Source organism: Rhizobium sp. LjRoot254 (genome assembly GCF_964254105.1).
In the GTDB taxonomy this organism is placed as follows: Bacteria; Pseudomonadota; Alphaproteobacteria; order Rhizobiales; family Rhizobiaceae; genus Rhizobium_E.
The window spans coordinates 662,245-684,467 of sequence record NZ_CAXUSM020000001.1; the positions used below are offsets into that span (position 1 = coordinate 662,245).

Genomic DNA, 22,223 nt, shown 5'->3' on the forward strand with positions numbered 1-22,223 from the left:
CCTTTGGGCGTCAGAGGGCTGGGCTGCTAGGGGATAGAAGGCGGCGCCGTGTGAGGCAAATGACTTTCAGTTATGGTTTGGCAACTCAAGTGAATGGCCGAATTCCTGCCAACGGACGGCTGTTTCGTTCAGTGCTGGTATTAGTATGACTTTTAATCGGAGAACGAACTGGATTTGCCGGAGAAATCGGTTAAACCTCTCGCCCGATATTCAGGGAGTCGGTCATGGATGAAGACAAGGTGAAATCCGCGCCAGCGAGCGGGGATCTCGACGAGCAGGCGCTGTTCTACCATCGTCACCCAAGGCCCGGCAAACTTGAAATCATGGCGACCAAGCCGCTGGGCAATCAGCGCGACCTGGCGCTGGCCTACTCGCCCGGCGTGGCGGCACCCTGCCTTGCGATCCGCGACAACCCCGACATGGCCGCCGAATATACGTCGCGCGCCAACCTCGTGGGCGTGGTTTCCAACGGCACCGCGGTGCTCGGTCTCGGCAATATCGGTCCGCTCGCCTCCAAGCCGGTGATGGAAGGCAAGGCCGTCCTGTTCAAGAAATTTGCCGGCATCGATGTGTTCGACATCGAAATCGATGCATCCGGCATCGAAGCCATGGTCAACACGATCTCGGCGCTTGAGCCGACATTCGGCGGCATCAATCTCGAGGATATCAAGGCGCCGGAGTGCTTTGAGGTCGAGCGGCAGCTCCGCGAGAAGATGAACATCCCTGTTTTCCACGACGACCAGCATGGCACCGCGATCATCGTGGCCGCCGCGATCCTCAACGGGCTCGAGCTCGCGGGCAAGACGCTCTCCAACGTCAAGATCGTTGCATCGGGCGCGGGTGCCGCGGCGCTCGCCTGCCTCAATCTTCTCGTCGAGCTCGGCGCCAAGCGCGAGAATATCTGGGTGCACGATCTGGAAGGACTGGTCTATGTCGGCCGGCCGGTGCTGATGGATCCGTGGAAGGATGTCTATGCGCAACCGAGCGACAAGCGGGTGCTAGCCGATTCCATCGGTGGCGCCGATGTGTTTCTCGGGCTGTCGGCAGCCGGCGTGCTCAAGCCGGAGCTCCTGGAATCGATGGCCGAGAAGCCACTGATCATGGCGCTCGCCAATCCGACGCCCGAGATCATGCCTGAACTGGCGCGCGCCGTGCGCCCCGATGCTATGATATGCACCGGCCGGTCGGATTTCCCCAACCAGGTCAACAATGTCCTCTGCTTTCCCTATATCTTCCGGGGCGCGCTCGATTGCGGCGCGCGCGAGATCAACGAACAGATGAAGATGGCGGCGGTCAAGGCGATCGCTGCGTTGGCGCGGGAGGAGGTCAACGAGGTTGCCGCCAAGGCGATCGGCGGCGAGACGCCGGTGTTCGGCCCCGATTACCTGATTCCGTCGCCCTTCGACCAGCGGCTGATCCTCCGCATCGCGCCCGCCGTTGCGCGAGCAGCAGAGGAAAGCGGCATCGCCTCGCGTCCGATCGCCGACTACGATGCCTATTTCGACCGGCTCAATCGCTTCGTCTTCCGCTCGGGCTTCATCATGAAGCCGATTTTCGCCGCAGCAAAGGCCGCGCGGAGCAAGCGGGTGATCTTCGCCGAGGGTGAGGACGAGCGTGTGCTGCGCGCAGCACAGGTGCTCAAGGAAGAGGATATCGGCCGCGCCATCCTGATCGGCCGGCCACAGGTGATCGAGACGCGCCTCAAGCGCTACGGATTGCGGATCCGGCCGGAGGAAGATTTCGAGATCGTCAATCCCGAGGCAGACCCGCGTTTCCGGGAGTATGCAGACCTTTATTTCCAGCTCGCCGGGCGCCAGGGCGTCAATCCGGAAGCCGCCCGCACCGTCGTGCGCACCAATGCCACGGTGATCGGCGCACTTGCGGTCAAGCGCGGCGATGCCGATGCGCTGATCTGCGGGGTGGAGGGTCAGTACGACCGGCATTTGCGCGATGTCGGCCAGATAATCGGCAAGCGGCCTGGTGTCTGCGCCTTCTCGGGCCTGAGCCTGCTGATTTCGCAACGGGGCGCCATTTTCTTCGCCGATACGTTCGTGACCGATAACCCGACCGCTGCCGAAATTGCGGAGATGACGATGCTTGCCGCCGAGGAGATGCGCCGCTTCGATATCGAACCGAAAGTGGCCCTGCTTGCACATTCGAATTTCGGCTCGCGCGATACCGAAAGTGGCCGGAAGATGCGCGATGCCCTGGCCCTTGTGCGCGAGAGCAAGCCTAGCCTCGAGATCGATGGCGAAATGCAGGGTGGCTCCGCGCTCAATGAAATGCTGCGCAAGCGGGCGCTACCCAATTCGACGCTGACCGGGGAAGCGAACCTGCTGGTATTTCCCAGCCTCGATGCCGCGAACATCTCGCTCGGCATCGTGCGCTCGATGATGGACGCGCTGCATGTCGGCCCGATCCTGCTGGGTGCCGCCCAGCCCGCGCATATCCTGTCGCCATCGGTCACCTCGCGCGGCGTGGTCAACATGGCGGCGCTGGCGGTGGTGGAGGCATCGACAGCGGGGTGAGTTCGCTGGGCCTTCCGGCTCGTTACTGCTCCACGCTCACCGTCACCGCGATCATCTCCGGCGAGCTGCCGACAACCATGCCAGAGACCGGTGCGGTATCGGCGTAGTCGAGGCCGGAGGCGATGCGGACATAGCGCTCGTCGGGGCAGATGAGGTTGGCGGGGTCGAAGCCAACCCAGCCGAGGCCCGGAACATGGGCTTCGGCCCAGGCGTGGCTTGCGGCGTCCATCGCGCTTTCGTCGAGCATGTAGCCCGAGACATAGCGCGCTGGCAGGCCCATCAGTCGGGCGGCTGAAATGAAGATGTGCGCGTGATCCTGGCAGACGCCGGCCTTGAGTTCGAGCGCCTGTTCGGCCGTTGTCTCGGGGCCGGTCACGTCTTTCTTGTACTCGACAGCATCGGTGATCGCCGCCATGAGGGCGTGCATCCTGGCGAGTTCGCCATCGCCATCTACCAATTTGACCAGTTCCCGCACCAGCTTGCCCGGCTTGGTCAGCGCCGTCTCGCGGCGGAAGAGCCAGAGCGGCACATAGCCGATATGCGGGCCGAACACGCCGTTGCGTTCCTCGGTCTCGACCTCGCCCATTGCCATGACGCTGATCGACGAGGCGCCGTCATTGACGCTGACCAGTTCGACGCGGTTGCCGAAATGGTCGCGATAGACGGCTTCGCGGCCGGCGCCGGTGACCGATGTCTGCCAGTTCAGCACATGCTGGCCCGGCCCATCCTGCGGGGTCAGCCGCAGCCGCTGGAGCGCGAATTCGACCGGCTCGGCATAGGTATATTCCGTCATGTGGCTGATCTTCAGGCGCATGTCTCAACTCACTTGTCACTTGTAGAAGCGGTAGCCTTCGTTGATCTCGGTGGCGAGCTTGTCGTTCGACAGGATGAAATCCTCGAGGAATTCATGCAGCCCGGTCTCCATGATCTGGTCGATGGAGGCGGTCAGCAGCATGTTGCGGGTTTTTGCGGCCGTCTCGTGCGCCGCCACCTGGCCCTTATAATCGCGTGCCAGATGGGCGAGATTGCTGTTGATCGCTTCGTAGCAGAAGGCGAGCGATCTCGGCATGCGGCGGTTGAGGATCAGGAAGTGGGCGATGTTGGCCGGCTTGTATTCGGACTCGTAGACCCATGAATAGGATTTGTGCGCCGAGACCGAGCGCAGGATCGACTGCCAGTGGAAATTGTCGATCGAGCCGCCGACATGCATCAGCGACGGCAGCAGCACGTAATATTTGACGTCGAGGATACGCGCCGTGTTGTCGGCACGTTCGGCAAAGGCGCCGAGCATCGCGAAATTGTGGATCTCGTCGCGCAGCTGCGTGCCGGAGAACATGCCGCGCATCAACGCAATGCGCCGCTTGATGACATCGATCACGTCGGGCAGGTTCGAATGCGCCACCTTCTTGGAGAGCAACTGGCTGAGCTGCAGCCAGCTCTCGTTGATGCTCTCCCAGGTCTCGCGGGTCAGCGCCGTGCGCACCATTCGGGCATTGTTGCGCCCATTTTCCATGCAATTGATCACGGAAGACGGGTTGGTCTTGTCGCGCAGCAGGAAATTGATCGCGTCCGCGCCGAGCACGCGATCGGATTTTTCGCCATAGACTTCGCGCACGCCGGCGCTTTCGAGCACGCCGCCCCAATCGTCCTCGGCATTGGCCTGGCGGATCAGGGACATGCGGAACCCGGCATCGATGAGCCGGGCGATGTTTTCAGCGCGCTCGAGATAGCGCGACATCCAGAATAGTCCGTTTGCTGTTCTTCCGAGCATGATCAGTCCTCCAGCACCCAGGTGTCCTTGGTGCCGCCCCCTTGGCTTGAATTAACCACCAGCGACCCCTCCTTCAGCGCCACGCGGGTCAGACCGCCGGGAATGATATGCACCTTGTCGGAGACCAGGACATAGGGACGAAGATCGACATGCCGGGGTGCGATACCCTTCTTGACCATGATTGGAACGGTTGACAGCGCCAGCGTCGGCTGGGCGATGTAGTTGCCGGGCTTCGCCCGGAGCTTCTCGCCGAAACTGGCGATTTCCTTCTTGCTCGCGGTCGGGCCGACGAGCATGCCATAGCCGCCGGAACCATGCACTTCCTTGACGACGAGGTCGGCGAGATTGTCGAGCACGTAGTTGAGGCTATCGGCTTCGGAGCACCGCCAGGTCGGCACGTTTTCTAGGATCGCCTTGCGGCCCATGTAGAATTCGACGATCTCGGGCATGTAGGAATAGATCGCCTTGTCGTCGGATATGCCGGTGCCCGGCGCGTTGGCGATGGTGACATTGCCGGCGCGGTAGACGTCCATGATGCCGGCGACGCCCAATGCCGAATCCGGCCGGAAGGTGAGGGGGTCGAGGAAGTCGTCATCGACGCGGCGATAGATCACGTCGACCGGCTCGTAGCCGAGCGTGGTGCGCATGCAGACCTTGCCGTTGATGACGCGAAGATCCGAGCCTTCCACCAGTTCCGCGCCCATCTGGTCGGCGAGGAAGGCGTGTTCATAGAAGGCGGAGTTGAAAATGCCGGGTGTCAGCACGGCGACGCGTGGCTTACCCTTGCAGCCGGGAGGCGCCAAGCTGTCGAGGCTCTGGCGAAGCTTGGTCGGATAGTCCTCGACAGGGCGCACCCGCACCTTCTGGAATAGCTCCGGAAACATCTGCATCATGGTTTCGCGGTCTTCCAGCATGTAGGACACCCCGGATGGCGTGCGGGCATTGTCCTCCAGCACATAGAACTGGTCTTCGCCGGTACGCACGATGTCGGTGCCGATAATGTGGGTATAGACACCGCCCGGCGGCTTCATGCCGATCATCTCAGGCAGGAAGGCTACATTCCTTTCGATCAGTTCGCGTGGAACGCGGCCGGCGCGGATGATTTCCTGCTTGTGATAGATGTCCTCGAGGAAAGCGTTGAGGGCGAGCACCCGCTGTTCGATGCCCAGCGCCAGCTTGCGCCATTCGGAACCTGAGATGATGCGGGGGATAAGGTCGAAGGGAATGATCTTTTCGGCGGCGTCTTCATGGCCGTAGACGGCGAAGGTGATGCCCGTCTTTCGGAAAATGCCTTCGGCATCCTGGGCTTTTGCCTGCAAGTGCCCTGGATCCTGCGCTTGAAACCATTCGAAGTATTTTTTGTAGGGTTCGCGCGGACTCCCATCCGCGCAGATCATTTCGTCGAAGGCCAAATTGTCGTTCCCCATTTTTATGCAGGCATTTGAAACCAATGTTGTTTGCAATGCAAGAACCATGCAGGATCGGGGAAGGCGAATTTTTGGTGTGTCGATGGGCCTGCGGATATGGCCGGTCTCTTGCGCCACCCAGCCGCGTGCTACAGCCGACCGGGGTTGGCAACTGCCGGCCGCCTGCGCTATCAAGTCCCGAGCGAGAAGGCCGCCATTAATCTCGAGTAATGGTGATCTTACTTGCCTGCATCCGCGTAAATGAGGGCATGAATGCAGATAGCGACATCCTTCACGGTGCCAGTGGACGGCGACCAAAGAAGCCGCGAGCGTCCTATATGACGCTTGCCGGCGATCGCGAACTGATGCCCTCGCCGGATGAAATCGCCGGCCTCCTCACACGCGTCGCATTGCATGAGGACAAGCAGGCATTCGCGGCGATCTTCCGTTTTTACGCACCCCGGCTGAAGTCGTTCCTGATCAGGCAGGGCTATGCCGAGAACGAGTGCGAGGATCTCGTGCAGGAGACGATGGTCAATATCTGGCGCAAGGCCGCCAGTTTCGATCCCGTGAAGGCAGGTGTCTCGACCTGGATTTTCACCATTGCCCGCAATCTCGGCATCGATCGCCGCCGCCGCGATGGGCGGGGCGGAACTCGGCGAGAACTCGAGACCTTCGAAGAGGTCGATCCCGATCCGACCGCTGAAGCGATCATGATCGCACGCCAGAGCGAGGTGAGGGTGAGGCAGGCGCTGACGCTGCTGCCGGCTGAGCAGGCCGCCGTCATTCGCATGTCGTTCTTCGCCGAAAATCCCCAGGCGGAAATCGCCAAAGTGCTGGGAATACCGCTCGGCACAGTGAAATCACGCGTACGGCTTGCTCTCCAGCGCCTGCGCCAGACTATGGAAGACAATCTATGACGACCGTTCACCAGACCAGCGAGGACCTGCTGCTGCGCTACGCAGCCGGGCAGTTGCGTCCAGCCCCGGCCCTGGTGGTCGCCAGCCATATTGCGATGTCGCAGTCGAGCCGCGCGATTCTTACCCAGTTCGAAAATGTTGGCGGCGCGCTCATCGAGGAACAGCCGATGGCGGAGCTCTCGGCCGGTCTCTTCGAGCAGACCCTTGCGCGGATCGGCGACAGCGTGCCCCAGCAATCCATCGCGAAAACATATGACTACAGCCATCTCGCCATGGGGGTTACCTTGCCGGAGCCGCTCACCAGGCGGAAGATCGGTCCGTGGAAGTGGCTTGGCCCGGGCATGCGCTTTGCCAGGATCGAGATGCCCGAGGATCCCGATCACAATCTGGTTCTTCTGCGCGTGCCTTCCGGCCGCGCGCTGCCGGAGCACAGCCATTCCGGCGAGGAATTCACTCTCGTCGTCAAGGGCTCTTTCCATGACGAAACCGGCCGTTACATGGTTGGCGATCTGATCGGCGAAGACGAGGAAACCGACCACACGCCCGTCGTGGATGAAGGCGGGGAATGCATCTGTCTCGCGTCCATCGAGGGACCGATGCGGATCAAGAGCTGGCTCGGCCGCCTTGCACAGCCCTTTATCGGCCTCTGAACACCTGACCAATTTAGTGGAGCAGACGTCGCGAATGCGCTTTGACGTTGCCTGGCGGCTGCGTTAGTTCTGGCGCACCTTACCCGCGACTCTGCGTCGCCCGTTCCCCGGAGCTTTCATTGTCTCTCGAGCGCATCGCGCCAGTCCTGTTCGTGCTTCTATGGTCGTCCGGCTGGATCGCGCCGGCCATAGCCGCCTCGCATTCCAGCGCCGAACTGTTCCTCTCCGTGCGGTTTGCAGGCGCGGCCGTGGCCTTTGGCGTGCTCAGTCTGGTTCTCCGTGCGCCTTGGCCGCGCGATCCGCGCGCCATCTTTCACGCGCTCGTTTCAGGTCTCCTGATGCATGGCGTCTATCTCGGCGGCGTCTGGTGGGCGATCTTTCATGGCGTACCGGCATCTGTCTCCGGCGTCATCGCCGCGCTGCAGCCCTTGATGACAGCGGCACTGGCGCCGATCATCGTGCGCGAAAGGCTGTCTGTCGTGCAGATCGCCGGCCTGCTGCTCGGCTTTGCCGGCATCATCATCTGCCTCATTCCCACATTCGAAGGCATCAGCGGTGATCTCTTCGCCAAGACTGCTTTGCCGGTCGCCGTCAATGTGGTGGCGATGAGTGGCGTGGTGCTCGGAACGCTCTATCAGAAGCGCTTCGTCACATCCGGCGACATGCGGACGACCGCCGTCTGGCAATATGTCGGCGCATTGTGCCTCGTCGTGCCGGCTACCCTGCTGGGCGAACCGCCGCGCTTCGATTTCAGCCTGCCGCTGATGCTCGTGCTGCTGTGGTCGGTGTTCGTGCTGTCGATGGGCGCGGTGGCGCTGCTGCTCTATCTGATCGGGCGAGGGCAGGTGTCGCGTGCGGCATCACTTATCTATCTCATGCCGCCGACCGTGGCGATCGAGTCCTTCATCTTCCTGGGCGAGCCCTTGGGGCCGGCCATGATTCTCGGCACCGTGGTCGTCGTGTTCGGCGTCTGGCTTGCCGGAAAGAAATCTCAAAGCGCGTCGTAAAGCAGTGTCGTTCGGATCGGCAGATGGTCGGAAGCGACGCGGGACAGCGGTGTCTCGTGGGCCAAGACCTCGGAAATCAATCCCGGCTGGTTGGGAATGATCCGGTCGAGCGCCAGGAACGGCAGGCGCGAGGGGAAGCTCGCTGCCGATGGCTGCAACGGGCCGAAAGCCGGGCTGAAGCTGTTGAGCGCGGATTTAACCCCGACGCGCCATTCGTTGAGATCGCCCAGCACCAGAGTCGGCCGCTGCCGGTCGCGGCGCATCAGGTCGACGATGGCGCGTGCCTGTTGTTCGCGCGAGCGCCTCAGCAGCCCGAAATGGGCTGCGATGATGCGAACGCCGCGTTGTTCGTCGAGATCGAGTTCCGTCACCAATGCGCCACGCGGCTCGAGCCCCGGCAAAGTCAATTCGTGGACATGGCTGACCAGGCCCTTGCGATAGAGCACGATATTGCCATGCCAGCCATGCGCGGCGGATGGCTTCGACAGCGGCACCGGCACCAGGCCGTATTCGTGCTCCAGCCGTTCGAGATTGAGCAGGCCCTTGCGCTCGCCGAAGCGGGTATCGACCTCCTGCAGCGCGATGATATCGGGGTTGATCTCGCCGATCACATCCACGATGCGGCCGGGATCGCGCTTGCCGTCGGTGCCGACGCATTTGTGGATGTTGTAGGATGCTACGACAAGAGCGCCGTCAGGGACTTCCGACTGCTGGTATTGCTGCCTGCCCCTGCTTCTGATGGCGTGGATCGCCGATAGGATCATGTGTTCAGCAACCTCGTTTGCAATGCAGTATCAACGCATCAGATCACAGATATGGCGAGCCGAGCCACAGAATTTTTTCCACCAGGCGCAGCAGGAAGGGCCGCCTGCGAAGGCCGTGCAGCGTGACCTCGGTCACATCGCGCATGGCCAGCGCGAACCGGTCCTCGAGCATGGATGCAAAGCCTGAATCGAGCACTTCGAGATCGACCTCGAAGTTGAGCCGCAGCGAGCGTGGATCGAGATTGGATGAGCCGACATAGGACCACTGGCCATCAATCGTCAAAAGCTTGGAGTGATCGAAGGCGCCGTTGACGCGCCAGATGCGGCAGCCGCCCTTCAGCACCTGGTCGAATTGCGCGGTCATGGCATGATCGACGAGCTTGAGATTGTTCTGCGACGGCAGCAGGATATCGATCTCCACTCCGCGCCGGGCCGCTGTCACCAAGGCGCTGATCAGTTCGCGATCAGGCAGGAAATAGGGCGACATGATGCGGATCGTCTTCTGCGCCACCGAAAAGGCGCCGATCAGCATCTTGTGGTTCGTCTCGATGCTGCCATCCGGACCGGAGGAGACGACGCGGGCAAAGATCGGGTCAGTGGCGGCAACAGTTACTTGCGGATCGCTGGCGGCCGCGAGTTTCTCGCCCGATGCAAAATGCCAGTCTTCTGCCGCGACGGCGAAAAGGTCTCCCACAACCGGGCCGGTGACGCGGAAATGGGTATCCAGGCTGCGGTTATCGCCATGGAATTCACGCGTGAACGCCTCGCGGATGTTCATCCCGCCGGTGAATGCGACTTCGTCGTCGATGACGATGATCTTCCGGTGCGTGCGCAGATTGGCATAAGGCAGGCGCAGGCCTGTGATGACCTTGCCGTTGAAGGTGAGTGTGTTGACGCCGCCCACACGCAGATGACGCACGATGCTCGGCACCGAATAGCGGGCGCCGACGGAATCGATCAGCACGCGGACCGCGACTCCCCGTTCCTTTGCCGCGATCAGCAGGTCGGCAATGCGCCTGCCGATGCGGTCGCGGTCGAAAATATAGGTTTCCAAGACGATGCTATGCCGCGCCTTTTCGATCGCTTCGCAAATCTGCGCATAGGCCTCATCCCCGTCATGCAGCATCTGGATGTTGTTGCCTGATGTGAGCGGAAAACGGGTGACGGTATCGCCCAGCATTTTCATCGGCAGGAATTGCGTCGAGAAACAGTCGGCGATCGTTTGGCGCGGCACGGCGGGACCGTAGAATTCCCGCCACAGCGCATGCCGCGCCGACCGCCGCGTGGCGAGCGCCGTATGCCGGATGCGGTTGACGCCGGCTACGGAATAAAAGATCGCGCCGACAATCGGCGACAGCAGGATGATACCGACCCAGCCGGTGGCCGCGCGCACATCCTCCTTGGTCATTGCCGCGTGAGATGCAGCGATGGTGCCGATCACAATCGACAGTGCCGCCAGGAAATGCGGCCAATAAGTGGAAAGGAATTCAATCATCTGCGCCTTGCTTGCAACCTTCTCCCACGCCTCAATCACAACGTCGGGGTGTTGGCGCGCTTTTGCAAGGACAATATGGCCGCTTTTCCGATCTCACGAAGAGCTTCCTATCGGTTCGCGCTATTTTCCGTCATTATCGCCGTCTTCATTGCGGCGCTCAATGTGAAGCTGCCCTATGATGTGGCCATGGGCTGACCGCCGTTTCAGCAACAACAAAAAGGGGCGGCCGATCGGCCGCCCCATTCGATTTGATGTCTAAGATCAATCAGCCGCGGCGATTGCCGGACTGGGCGCGGCGTTCGCCGCCCTGGCCACCGCCATTGTTGCTGCGGTTGCCGCCGCCATGGAAGCGCTTCTTGCCGTTGGCGGGCTTGCCATGATTGCGATTGTCCGGACCAGCGGCCGGTGTGCGCTCGCCATTGGTGGCAATATTACCATCCCCAGCGAAGCCTGCATGGCGGGCTGGCGAATGGCGGTTCTGGGCCTGCTTGGGAGCCTGGGCCGGACGCTTGGCGCCGTCGGCATGCTCCGCACGCACTGGGCGTTCGCCGCGCTCGTTGCGGGTATCGCCGGGGTAGCGTCCACCTGGATTGCCATCACGACGGCCCTGATCACCGCGATTGCCGCGATGCTCGCCGGCGCTCTCGCGAACCGGGCGGAATTCGCCGCCATTCAGTTCTTCGACCTCGGCGAAAGCCGACTGCGGACGGGTTTGACGCTCGCCGCGAGCCGGACGGTCACCGCGGGGCTCGCGGTTTTCGCGCGGTGCTCTCGGCTGTTCGTGTCCGGTCGGACGACGGCCGCGATGGCCTTCGCCGCCGCCTGCCTTCTTCTTTCCCTGGTATTCGGGACGCTCGCCGCCGGCAACGGGGATCGCGGTGCCAAGCAGTTTTTCGATGTCATAGAGCATCTTGACGTCTTCCGGCCCGCAGAACGCGATGGCAATGCCTTCGCGGCCGGCACGCGCCGTGCGACCGATGCGGTGGACATAGGATTCCGCCACGGTCGGCAGATCGAAGTTGAAGACGTGGCTGACGCCGGGGACGTCGATGCCGCGGGCGGCAACGTCGGTCGCTACGAGCACGCGGACTTCACCGTCACGGAAGCCCTTGAGCGCACGATCGCGCTGGCCCTGACTCTTGTTGCCGTGGATGGAGGAGGCCTTGAAACCCGAATGGGCGAGATGCGTCATCAGCTTTTCGGCACCATGCTTGGTCTTGGCGAAGACCAGCGACAGGCTGTCGGGGCTAGCGCGCAGCAGTTCCTTGAGAAGCTGGGCCTTGTGGTCGCGGCCGAGCACGAAGTGAACCTGCTGATCGACCTTGTCGGCGGCCTTGCCGGGAGGGGTCACGGAGACCTCGACCGGGCTTTCCATGTAGTTCTCGGCAATGTCGGCAATTGCGGCCGGCATGGTGGCGGAGAACAGCATGGTCTGGCGGCGCTTCGGCACCATCTTCACGATCTTCTTGAGATCGTGGATGAAACCGAGGTCGAGCATCTGGTCGGCTTCGTCGAGCACCAGGACGCGGGTCGCGGTCAGCGTAAGTGCACGGCGGTCGCAAAGGTCGAGCAGGCGGCCCGGTGTGGCGACGAGGATATCGACGCCGCGGCCGACGATCTGCATCTGCTTGTTGATCGACTGGCCGCCGACCACCGATGTGATCTTGAGCGGGGTCTTGCGGGTGAACATGTTGAGGCTGTCGCAGATCTGGTTCACCAGTTCGCGTGTGGGGGCGAGGATCAGGGCGCGGGCCGATTTCGGCTCGGCGCGGAGGCCTTCCTTCAGCAGCATCTCGATGATCGGCAGGCCGAAGGCCAGCGTCTTGCCGGTGCCGGTCTGGGCGAGGCCGACGAGGTCGCGGCCGAGAAGAAGATGCGGAATGGCCTGCGCCTGGATCGGCGTGGCGACTGTGAAGTTGTTGGCTTCGAGTGTGGGCAAAGTATGCTTGGAAAGTCCGAGCGTATCAAAGCTGGTCAATTTATATATGCCTTTCGGGGTACCAAACGGCTAGGCCGGAAAAGCACGATTGCTTCCCGGTTCGTCTGGCCCAAGAACCCCGCGTGATTTGGGAACTTGCTAGTTTCTGGATTATGCTTTCCGGCGCATTCGACCCTCGGCGAGGGTACCAACTAACGGCGCTTCACCTGTTACTTGCGATCTTTGGAGATCGCCCGGGCAGCTCACGCGGCGCCCTTGAGGGGAAAGCTGCGGCTCATGTCGTGTATTTGGCGGGGAAAGTCAAGGGGTTGCTTTTGCATATGCGAAATGCACTACCAGAGGTTCTTGCCGTCGATCACGTCGATGGGCACCGCGTCGAGGTCGAAATCGTCGAACAGCCGGGCGTTTACGGAGATCATCGGCCTGGCGCCATCGCCGGTCGCCCAGCCGAACGTCTCAGCGTATGTACTGCAGCCGCAGGCAGAGCAGAACTTGAACGCGACGGCCTTGGTATTCCAGCGATAGGTCGTTTCACATCTCGGCCGCTCCTGCAGCTTGAAGTTCTCCGGCTTGTAATAGGCCCAGAGAACACCCAGCTTGGAACAGATGGAGCATGTGCAACGTTTGACGCTTGTCGGTGCCATGTTGACTTCGAACTTCGTGGCACCGCAATGACAACTTCCCGTGAGCTTCATGTCACCTCCCCATCTCGTGACAATGAATGTACAGCGAGATGGTGCCAGATTTTGTCAGCATTGGAACGCAATCGACGAGTGACTGCGCTGTGCTTACAGAGACCATGGTCTGCTGGCGCTTACGTCGTCGCAAATCCTTGCGGAATACGGAATTGAATACTGCAAATGTAACACTGCGCGTCGATCCATTTCCGTCCAACGATGCGCTGAACGGGCTGTGGCGGGCAGCTTGGAGTTTGCGTGAGGATCGGGATTTCTCGGCCATTCTGTCGAGAAGCCTGGGACATATCGGGGCCTTTGCGGGCGACCAACTCGTCGGCTTCATCAATATCGCCTGGGACGGCGGCATTCATGCCTTCATATTGGATACATGCGTTGCGCCCGCCATGCGGCGGCGGGGAATTGCAACGCAGCTTGTCGAGAAGGCAACTGAGCTCGCACGAGACCGTGGAGCGGAGTGGCTCCACGTCGACTTCGAACCAGATTTTGCGGGGCTCTACCGAAAGTGCGGGTTTCGGTCGACGGAGGCTGGCGTCATCAAGCTAAGGTGACGCCAGAGCAGCCCGATCGGCTGTCTCGCCTTAGCACCTTTGTCACTCGGTGATCAGAAATCCGTCGCCACGCCCCCTTCTTCCTTGCGCTTGGCGACGAAGGCGTCGAGTTCTTCCTCGATCGACGGATCCAGCGGCGGGCGCTCGTAATGCGAAAGCGTTTCCTTGTAGATCTTGTTGGCGCGTTCGAAGGCCGTCGGGCTGCCGGCCTCGACCCAGGTCTCGTTGTTGCGCCAGTCGGAGATCAGCGGCGAATAGAAGGCGGTCTCGTAGCGGGCGAGTGTGTGCGGCGTGCCGAAGAAATGGCCGCCGGGGCCGACATCACGGATGGCGTCAAGCGCTAGCGCCTCATCCGACACATCGAGAGGCTTGAGGAATTCGGCGACCATCTGCAGGAGGTCCACATCGAGGATGAATTTCTCGAAGGACGCGGTCAGGCCGCCTTCGGTCCAGCCGGCCGAATGCATGACGAAATTACCGCCGCCCTCGACCACGCCCCAGAGCGAGAAGACCGACTCATAGGCTGCCTGCGCGTCGATCGTGTTGGCGGCATTGGTGTTGGAAGTGCGGTAGGGGAAGCCGTAGCGGCGGGCGAGCTGGCCGCCGGCAATCACGGCCTTCATGTATTCCGGCGTTCCGAAGGCGGGGGCGCCGGTCTTCATGTCGACATTGGAAGTGAAGCCGCCATAGCCGGCCGGGGCGCCACGTCGCACCATCTGGGTAAAGGCAATGCCGCAGAGCGCCTCGGCATTCTGCTGTACCAGCGCGCCCGCGACCGTCACCGGGGCCATGGCGCCAGCGAGCGTGAACGGCGTCAGGATGACCGCCTGGTTGCGCGAGGACATTTCGATGATGCCCTGCAGCATCGGTCCATCGAGACGAAGCGGAGAGGAGGAATTAATGATGGTGAAGAGCGAGCACTCGAGTTCCAGCTGCTCGTGGGATATGCCACGGCCGATGCGGGCCATCTCGATGGCGTCGGTGTTGCGCTGCTGGCCGAGCGAATAGGCATGGAACGGTTTGTCGGTCAGCTTGATGAGATCGGAAATGCAATCGAGATGACGCACCGAGGCGTGGATGTCGACCGGCTCGACGGGGTAGCCGCCTGTGGCGTGGATGATGTCGTAGGACTGGGCGAGACGCAGGAAATCGCGATAGTCCTTCTGGTTGCCGGTGCGACGGCCGCCTTGCAGGTCTGAGCAGAATGGCGCGGAGGCAACCTGGGCGAAGACCAGGTTGTTGCCGCCCATCTCGACGCTCCGGATGGGATTTCGGGAATGCAGCGTGAATTGCTTGGGCACCGAAGCGATCATGTCGAGGATGAGGCCACGGTCGAAACGGACGCGGTCGCTGCCGGGTGTCACCTGCGCGCCTGCGGCCTTCATGCGCTCGCGCGCCTCCGGCAGCATGATGTCCATGCCGATTTCCTCGAGCACGGTGAGCGAAGCATTGTGGATGGCCTCGATCTGGTCGGCGGATAGCAGTTCGGTGTGCGGGCGGGTGTTCGTCAGGTTGAGATAGGAGGAGCCGCTGGCCTTGCGGACACGATCGCCACCGCGTCCGCCCGGGCGCCTGCGCCGCGTGCCGTCGCCGGCATTTTCCTCGTGAATGATTGCAGCCTGTGTGCCCTCGACGCTCATCTGATGCCTGTCTGATTGGAATGGATTTGTATATACATAATAGTAGCAAATCGGGCGCAGGAAAGCACCTGCCAAAACGACAATTTGCACAATCAGGTGACGCTGGGAGAAAAGGCCTTGTTCTCTGCGCGGCAAGGTCGGTTACGGCGAGGTTTTACCCGTCATGGTTAACCAAATGTTCAAGCCCGGAATGCTAATGCTCTCAGGCTCGGGGATCCGAGGGTTCGGGGTGTCAGTTGATTTATTACCGGGATCCATTGCTGGATACGATCTGCGACCGAATCTCGGATTTGGACCGCCCGGCCTATGTGAAGAACAGCGAACGCGTCTTCGTCGCCGCCAACCAGGCCCTGGCACAACTCTTCAACCTCAATGTGAGCGATCTCGTCGGCACAGGCCCGGGCGAATATTCGGAAATCGAGGCGCTGATCGATCTCGAGGACAAGGAACGCAGCTGCATCGTCTTCGGTGAAGACCAGCGGGCGCTGCATTCCGACCCGTTCGGCAAGGGCCGGTTCATCATCGAGATCGAACGCTTCACCCTCGCCGATGGCCAGAGCTTGCTGTATTGCGTGTTTAACCCGCAAGGGTCGATCACGATGCCCGGCGACGGCGACAAGCCGGCCCCCGTGAAGCTGCATGTCGTTCCGCCGCCGCTGGCGCCGGTAGCGGCCATGGGCGGACTGACGGGTGAACTCGCCGAACATATTGTCGACGGCCTGGTGGCCGGCATCTGCATCTACGACCGGGACGACCGGCTGGTCTATTTCAACCAGAAGCTCCAGGATTTTTATGCGCCGCTGATCGGCGAATTGAAGCTCGGCGCGACATTGCGGGATGTGCTCTCGCGACTGGCCGACGACAATATCCGCGCGCATCCTGACGACCCCGAACTCAACGCCTCGACCCGCGATCGATGGGTCGCGCAAAGAATTGCTCTTCAGCGCGTGCCCGAGAGCACGGACCTGATGCCGCTGTCGAACGGCAAGTGGCTGCAATGCGTCAACCGGCGGCTGCCGGACGGCACGTTCATCGGCCTGAGGGTCGACGTGACCGAGATGAAGGACCAGGAGCAACTGCTCAAGAACCATATCGAAGAGGCAGGCCTTTATCGCGAATTGCTCAACCGGCTGCCGGTCGCGGCTTTCGCGCGCGGACCGGACCAGCGGCTGCATTTCATCAATCAAGCCTATGCCGATCTTTTCGGTCGCAGCTACGACGAACTGGTGGGCAGCGACGAGTTTTCGCTTCTGGGCGACTATGCGCAGGAAGTCTGGGAAGCCAATCGCAACACGCTCGAACATGGCGTGGAATACGAGCAGGAAGAAGAGACACCGGTCGCGGGCGGGCGCATCGCCGCCACCATCGTCAAGACCGGACGCATGATCAGCGAGAACAAAAAACCATATGTCGTGGGCACGGTGATCGATATCTCAGCGATCCGTCAGCGCGAGATTCTGCTGCAGCAGGCCAACGAACGGGCCGAACTTATCACGCGTGACCTCGAGAACATCGTCTCGTCCATTGATGTCGGTTTGATCGTTCTCGACAGGGACCTCAACATCCAATTGATGAATGACGCCTACAAGTCCAGAATCTGGGGCGCCATAGGTCAGGAGGCCTGGGAAGGCGATGTCATCGGCCGGCCGTTCCGCGATCTCGTCGTCAACATGTTCGAGACGGGGCAGCAGCCGGAAGGCGAGGATATCGACACCTATTACAACAAGCGGGTGGATGAGATACGCGGCGGTCCGCACTATCGCGAAAAGGCTTTCGACAGCGGCAATGTCATTCTCTATTCGGGCATTCCGCTCACCGACGGCAAGCACCTGCTGTGCTATGTTGATCTCACCGAACTCCGCGCGAGGGATCGCGAGGTGATCGCAGCGCATGAGGAGGCCGACCGCGCCTACAAGCTCGTGCTGAGCGCGACCGATACGATGCCCGAGGGCCTCATGGTGCTCGAAGGCGACGAGATCGTGCTGACCAATCGCAGCCTTGCCCAATTGCTCAATGTGCCGGAGGAGATGCTCGAGCCCGGCCAGACATGGGAGGCCTGCTATCGGGCGACGCTCAGGCAAAACCGCGATTACGACCCTGTTATGGAAGAGGAGAATGCCGCGCGCTTCCGTGAAGCCGTCATCGGTCGCAAGAGTCCTTCATACGATTTTCCGCTCAATGATGGTCGGTGGATCCATCTCGAAATGCGCGCCAAGGACAATGACCAGACGGTGATCATCTGCAGCGACGAGACCAAGGTCTTCCAGCGCGAGGCGGAACTCAAGCGCCTGGTCTCCAAGGCCGAGGCGGCCGATCGGGCCAAGTCGGAGTTTCTCGCCAATATGAGCCACGAGATCCGGACGCCGATGAACGGTATTCTCGGCATGACGGAACTCCTGTCGAAGTCCGCGCTCGATACGCGCCAGAAGACCTTCACCGACATCATCATGAAGTCGGGCTCGGCGCTGCTCACCATTATCAACGACATCCTGGATTTCTCCCGTCTCGACGCCGGGCAGATGCAGTTGAAGCTCTCGTCCTTCGATCCTATCGAGGCGGTCGAGGACGTCGCAACGCTGCTTGCCTCGCGCGCGGCCGAGAAGGACATCGAACTCATCATCCGCCGCAAGGGTGATGTGCCGGCGATGGTCAGCGGCGATGCGGGGCGTTTCCGGCAGATCGTTACCAACCTCATCGGCAATGCCGTGAAGTTCACCGAGAGCGGCCATGTGGTAGCGACCATTGCGGCATGCGCAGCTGACGATGGCACAGTGACGTTGGATGTCGTGGTGGAAGACACCGGCATCGGCATTCCCGCCGACAAGCTGGAAACGATCTTCCAGCAATTCTCCCAGGTCGATGGCTCATCCACGCGCCGTCACGAGGGCACCGGGCTTGGCCTGGCGATTTCCGAGAGGCTTGCCCGCATTCAAGGCGGCACGATTTCCGTTGCAAGCATCGAAGGTCAAGGTTCGACCTTCACCCTGTCGCTGCCGCTCACGGTTGCCGCCGGCCATGGCCGCAGGAAGCCGCTGCCGATCAATGTGGAAGGTGCGCGCATCCTCGTCATCGACGACAACGAGGTCAATCGCACCATTCTCCTGGAACAGGTGACGGAATGGGGCTTCGAAGGCGTGGCCGCGCCCGATGGCGCCACGGGTCTCTCCATCATCGATGCCGCGCGCGACCACGGCCTGTGTCTCGATGTCATCATCCTCGATTGCCAGATGCCGGAAATGAACGGCATGGAAGTCGCCCGCCGGATACGGGCCAACCCCGCAAACGACGCGACCGCTATCATCTTCCTGACCTCGGTCGATATCATGGACAGCGAGGACAACCTCTCCGATCTCCGCGTACAGGCCCATCTGATGAAGCCGGCGCGTTCGGCGATCCTGCGCGAGACGGTGATCGACGTGATCCGCGGCAACCGCATAAAGTTGGGGACTACTGTTGCTCCCGTGGCACGTATGCGCGCGACACCGAGGTTCGAAGCGGTCGCGCCGCAATATTTGCCACCGGCGGCCATCCCGACCCCGGCAGTGCCTGCGGCGACGCTCGGTGGCGTCGATGTGCTGGTCGCGGAGGATAACGAGGTCAACCGCATCGTCTTCAGCCAGATTCTGGATGCGGCAGGCGTTGCCTATCGCATCGTCACCAATGGCGCGGAAGCGGTCGAGGCCTGGAGCGCTGAGCGTCCATCCCTCATCCTGATGGACATTTCCATGCCCGTGATGAACGGGTTGGACGCATCCAAGGAAATCCGCCGCATCGAGACCGGCTCCGGCGAGCACATACCGATCATCGGCGTGACCGCACATGCGCTCGATGGCGACAGGGAAATGTGCGTCGCCGCCGGCATGGACGATTACATTACCAAGCCGATCAGCCCCGAGCGGCTTGAGGAAAAGATCCGCCTCTGGGTGGGATCGGACAGTAAGGCGACCGCTTCGTCAGCCGGCTGACCCCACGTCACGGCCACCGCCAGAATCTCAGCTTCCCCCCTTACTTTGCCGGGAAAATAGGTTAGAAGCGCCTTTCAAGTCGATCGGCCGCATGAACGGACTATGCCATGGTAATGAATAACAGTGATGACAGCTTCATTCGCGAAGTGAATGAGGAACTGCGCTCCGAGCAGATACAGAATGTCTGGAAGCGTTTCCGGCCGCTGATCATCGGCGTCGCCGTGCTGATCGTGCTGGGCGTGGCCGGTGGTGCGCTGTTCGAATGGTGGCAGGCGCGGGAATCCTCCGCATCCGGCGACCGGTTCATCAATGCGGTCAAGAATGCAAGCGCCGACAAGTCCGACCAGGCGATGAAGGAACTCGAAGCGCTGAGCAAGGATGGCTTCGGCGCCTATCCGGTGCTGGCGCGCATGCGGCTTGCGACATTGAAGGCCGACAAGGGTGACGCAAAGGGCGCCATCGCCGATTTCAACGCGCTTGGCCAGGATGCGGCCGTGCCGGGCCCTGTGCGCAATGCCGCCAAGCTTCGCGCCGCGTGGCTGATGGTCGACAACAGTTCCTATGGAGAACTTGCCAGCGCCGTGGAAGAACTCGCTGCCGCGTCGTCGCCGGTGCGCAACAGCGCCCGCGAAGTGCTCGGCCTGTCCGCGTTCAAGGCCGGCAACTATGCCAAGTCGCGCGAATGGCTCCAACTGGTGCTCAATGATGCCGATGCCTCTGGAGGCGCCAAGACGCGTGCCCGGACGGTGCTGGCACTGATCACTGCCAGCGGCAAACTGTCCTGAATGCCAAGAACCCTGTCCCGGAGAGCGGCATGACTTTTACAGTGGCGATCGTCGGGCGGCCGAATGTCGGCAAATCCACCCTGTTCAACCGGCTGGTCGGCAAGAAGCTGGCGCTGGTTGACGACCTGCCGGGTGTCACCCGTGACCGCCGGCCGGGCGATGCGCGCCTTGTCGACCTCAGGTTCCGCATCATCGACACGGCCGGTCTCGAAGAAGCGCATGAGGACTCGCTGGAAGGCCGCATGCGCGCCCAGACGGAAGCCGCGATCGATGAGGCCGACCTGTCGCTGTTTCTCGTCGACGCCAAGCACGGCCTGACGCCCCTCGACAATACTCTGGCCGAGATGCTGCGCCGTCGGGGAAAACCTGTCGTGCTGGTCGCCAACAAGTCCGAGGCGAAGGGTTCCGACTCCGGTTTTTACGATGCCTATACGCTCGGGCTCGGCGAACCCTGCCCGATCTCAGCCGAGCACGGCCAAGGCATGATCGATCTTCGCGATGCCATCGTCGCCGCCATCGGCGAGGAGAAAGCCTTTGGCGACGAGGATATCGCCGAGACCGATGTCGATGTCCGTCCGACCGAAGAAGAACTCGACGACGAGAATTACGAGCCGGTCTATGACGAGACTAAGCCGCTTCGCATCGCCGTCGTCGGTCGCCCGAACGCCGGCAAATCCACGTTGATCAACCGCTTCCTGGGTGAAGACCGGCTGCTGACCGGCCCCGAAGCCGGCATCACGCGTGATTCCATTTCCGTCGAATGGAAGTGGAAGGAACGCACGATCAAGATGTTCGACACAGCTGGCATGCGCAAGCGGGCAAGGGTGGTAGAGAAGCTCGAAAAGCTGTCGGTCGCCGACGCGCTGCGCGCCGTGCGGTTCGCCGAGACCGTCATCATCGTCTTCGACGCGACGATCCCGTTCGAGAAGCAGGATCTGCATATCGTCGATTTCGTGGTCCGGGAAGGCCGCGCCTGTGTCCTCGCCTTCAACAAATGGGACCTCATCGAAGATCGCCAGAAGGTGCTCGCGGATCTCCGCGAAAAGACCGACCGCCTGCTGCCGCAGGTGCGCGGCATCCGCGCCGTCACCGTTTCGGGCGAGACCGGAGAGGGGCTCGATCGGCTGATGCAGGCGGTGATCGAGGCCGACAAGATCTGGAACAAGCGCGTCTCGACCGCGAAGCTCAATCGCTGGCTCGAGTTCCAGACCCAGGGCCATCCGCCTCCGGCCGTATCGGGCCGCCGCATCAAGCTCAAATACATGACGCAGATCAAGTCCCGCCCACCGGGCTTCATCATCTCCTCGTCGCGGCCGGAAGCCTTGCCCGAGAGCTACACGCGTTACCTGATCAACGGGTTGCGCGACGATTTCGGCCTGACCGGCGTGCCGATCCGCATATCCTACCGCGGCACGGTGAACCCGTTTGAGGGCAGAGCCAACAAGCGGAAGTGATCACTGCCACGGGATGCGTGGGCAATCGTAGAGCGCGATCATAGCGTCGTTTGAGATCAGGTACATCGGCTCGGCGATTGCCTGGGCGATGAGCAAGCGGTCGAACGGATCGCTGTGAAAAGGCTCCAACTGATCGACCGTGGCGGCGTGCTGCGGCGTCACAGATAGAAACTGAAAATGCATTTCTTCGAAATAACCAGCTGCTTCGGCACCGTTAAACGGCGGTGAGTCATTCCGCTTCAACTTGAATTTTGTTGCGATCTCGAAGATTGAGATCGAAGATATGAAGACGTCCTCAGGCGTCTCATCGATTTCTTTCCTTATATGCGCGGGGATCAATGATGGCTTGGTAAGAACCCAGATCGCGACATGGGTGTCCAAAAGCAGCCTCACTCATCCTCTCCATAGAATGCCTTAGCGATTTCTTCGTTCGAAGCATTGAAATCCTCAAGGGACATCGGAGGATATTTGCCCTCCAGAAAACCCATGCGTTTGCGCGGCGGCTTCTCGCTAGACACGGCCACCAGCTTCGCCGCCGGCCTCCCATTGCGCGCGATGATCACCTCGCGTTCGGCGCCGCTTTCCACAGCATCGACGAGCTTAGAAAGGTTTGTCTTTGCATCCAGCATGTTGACGACAGGCATCGCTATTAT

18 protein-coding genes are annotated in these 22,223 nt (G+C 61.4%); 8 read left to right on the top strand and 10 right to left on the bottom strand.

What is annotated here, in order from left to right; all coding sequences use genetic code 11:
* Positions 1-224: 224 nt before the first annotated feature.
* Positions 225-2,528, top strand: coding sequence for an NADP-dependent malic enzyme (locus tag ACSQ26_RS03335; RefSeq protein ID WP_436006261.1), 2,304 nt, complete (start codon positions 225-227; stop codon positions 2,526-2,528).
* Between the two features lie 22 nt (positions 2,529-2,550).
* On the opposite strand, the gene ACSQ26_RS03340 is transcribed toward ACSQ26_RS03335, so the two are convergent.
* The 3 genes from ACSQ26_RS03340 to ACSQ26_RS03350 are packed head-to-tail and all read right to left on the bottom strand — an operon-like array spanning position 2,551 to position 5,726.
* Positions 2,551-3,342, bottom strand: a complete 792-nt coding sequence (locus ACSQ26_RS03340) for a transglutaminase family protein (RefSeq protein WP_436006262.1) — start codon at positions 3,340-3,342, stop codon at positions 2,551-2,553.
* Positions 3,343-3,357: 15 nt separating this feature from the next.
* Positions 3,358-4,299, bottom strand: a complete 942-nt coding sequence (locus tag ACSQ26_RS03345; protein ID WP_436006264.1) for an alpha-E domain-containing protein — start codon at positions 4,297-4,299, stop codon at positions 3,358-3,360.
* A gap of 2 nt (positions 4,300-4,301) precedes the next feature.
* A complete protein-coding gene (locus tag ACSQ26_RS03350; protein WP_436006266.1) occupies positions 4,302-5,726 on the bottom strand; it encodes a circularly permuted type 2 ATP-grasp protein in 1,425 nt (474 codons plus the stop codon).
* A gap of 248 nt (positions 5,727-5,974) precedes the next feature.
* On the opposite strand from ACSQ26_RS03350, the gene ACSQ26_RS03355 reads away from it, so the two are divergent.
* The 3 genes from ACSQ26_RS03355 (at position 5,975) to ACSQ26_RS03365 (ending at position 8,282) form a co-directional block, all read left to right on the top strand.
* Complete coding sequence (locus ACSQ26_RS03355; protein WP_436006268.1) at positions 5,975-6,625, top strand: sigma-70 family RNA polymerase sigma factor; 651 nt, start codon at positions 5,975-5,977, stop codon at positions 6,623-6,625.
* Positions 6,622-7,275 carry a ChrR family anti-sigma-E factor gene (locus ACSQ26_RS03360; protein ID WP_436006270.1) on the top strand — a complete coding sequence of 218 codons (654 nt, stop codon included), beginning with the start codon at positions 6,622-6,624 and terminating at the stop codon, positions 7,273-7,275. The genes ACSQ26_RS03355 and ACSQ26_RS03360 overlap by 4 nt, the downstream gene beginning before the upstream one ends.
* Positions 7,276-7,394: 119 nt before the next feature.
* Positions 7,395-8,282, top strand: a complete 888-nt coding sequence (locus tag ACSQ26_RS03365; RefSeq protein WP_436006272.1) for a DMT family transporter — start codon at positions 7,395-7,397, stop codon at positions 8,280-8,282.
* Here ACSQ26_RS03365 and ACSQ26_RS03370 read toward each other — a convergent pair.
* The 4 genes from ACSQ26_RS03370 to ACSQ26_RS03385 form a co-directional block, all read right to left on the bottom strand.
* On the bottom strand, positions 8,267-9,046 hold the full coding sequence (locus tag ACSQ26_RS03370; RefSeq protein ID WP_436006274.1) for an endonuclease/exonuclease/phosphatase family protein: 780 nt from the start codon (positions 9,044-9,046) through the stop codon (positions 8,267-8,269). The genes ACSQ26_RS03365 and ACSQ26_RS03370 overlap by 16 nt on opposite strands.
* A gap of 43 nt (positions 9,047-9,089) precedes the next feature.
* A complete protein-coding gene (gene cls / locus ACSQ26_RS03375; protein WP_436006276.1) occupies positions 9,090-10,541 on the bottom strand; it encodes a cardiolipin synthase in 1,452 nt (483 codons plus the stop codon).
* 265 nt (positions 10,542-10,806) lie between these two features.
* Positions 10,807-12,519: a DEAD/DEAH box helicase gene (locus ACSQ26_RS03380; RefSeq protein ID WP_436006278.1), complete on the bottom strand. Its 1,713-nt coding sequence runs from the start codon at positions 12,517-12,519 to the stop codon at positions 10,807-10,809.
* A 293-nt stretch (positions 12,520-12,812) separates the two neighbouring features.
* Positions 12,813-13,175, bottom strand: coding sequence for a GFA family protein (locus ACSQ26_RS03385; protein WP_436006280.1), 363 nt, complete (start codon positions 13,173-13,175; stop codon positions 12,813-12,815).
* A gap of 173 nt (positions 13,176-13,348) precedes the next feature.
* Here ACSQ26_RS03385 and ACSQ26_RS03390 point away from each other — a divergent pair, with 173 nt between their 5' ends.
* A complete protein-coding gene (locus ACSQ26_RS03390; RefSeq protein WP_436015078.1) occupies positions 13,349-13,726 on the top strand; it encodes a GNAT family N-acetyltransferase in 378 nt (125 codons plus the stop codon).
* A 53-nt stretch (positions 13,727-13,779) separates the two neighbouring features.
* Here ACSQ26_RS03390 and ACSQ26_RS03395 read toward each other — a convergent pair whose 3' ends face one another.
* On the bottom strand, positions 13,780-15,366 hold the full coding sequence (locus tag ACSQ26_RS03395; protein ID WP_436006282.1) for a trimethylamine methyltransferase family protein: 1,587 nt from the start codon (positions 15,364-15,366) through the stop codon (positions 13,780-13,782).
* A gap of 236 nt (positions 15,367-15,602) precedes the next feature.
* On the opposite strand from ACSQ26_RS03395, the gene ACSQ26_RS03400 reads away from it, so the two are divergent.
* The 3 genes from ACSQ26_RS03400 (at position 15,603) to der (ending at position 21,570) form a co-directional block, all read left to right on the top strand.
* Positions 15,603-19,331, top strand: coding sequence for a response regulator (locus ACSQ26_RS03400; RefSeq protein WP_436006284.1), 3,729 nt, complete (start codon positions 15,603-15,605; stop codon positions 19,329-19,331).
* A gap of 113 nt (positions 19,332-19,444) precedes the next feature.
* Positions 19,445-20,116, top strand: a complete 672-nt coding sequence (locus ACSQ26_RS03405) for a tetratricopeptide repeat protein (RefSeq protein ID WP_436015080.1) — start codon at positions 19,445-19,447, stop codon at positions 20,114-20,116.
* A 29-nt stretch (positions 20,117-20,145) separates the two neighbouring features.
* Positions 20,146-21,570, top strand: coding sequence for a ribosome biogenesis GTPase Der (gene der, locus ACSQ26_RS03410; RefSeq protein WP_436006286.1), 1,425 nt, complete (start codon positions 20,146-20,148; stop codon positions 21,568-21,570).
* Here the strand turns inward: der and ACSQ26_RS03415 are convergent, their stop codons facing one another.
* The gene (locus ACSQ26_RS03415) at positions 21,571-21,963 is read right to left on the bottom strand and encodes a type II toxin-antitoxin system VapC family toxin (protein ID WP_436006288.1); all 393 of its coding nucleotides are present in this window, start codon (positions 21,961-21,963) and stop codon (positions 21,571-21,573) included.
* Entirely contained in the window at positions 21,960-22,214 is a 255-nt protein-coding gene (locus tag ACSQ26_RS03420; protein WP_436006290.1) for a type II toxin-antitoxin system Phd/YefM family antitoxin, read from the bottom strand. The genes ACSQ26_RS03415 and ACSQ26_RS03420 overlap by 4 nt, the downstream gene beginning before the upstream one ends.
* Positions 22,215-22,223 lie beyond the last annotated feature (9 nt).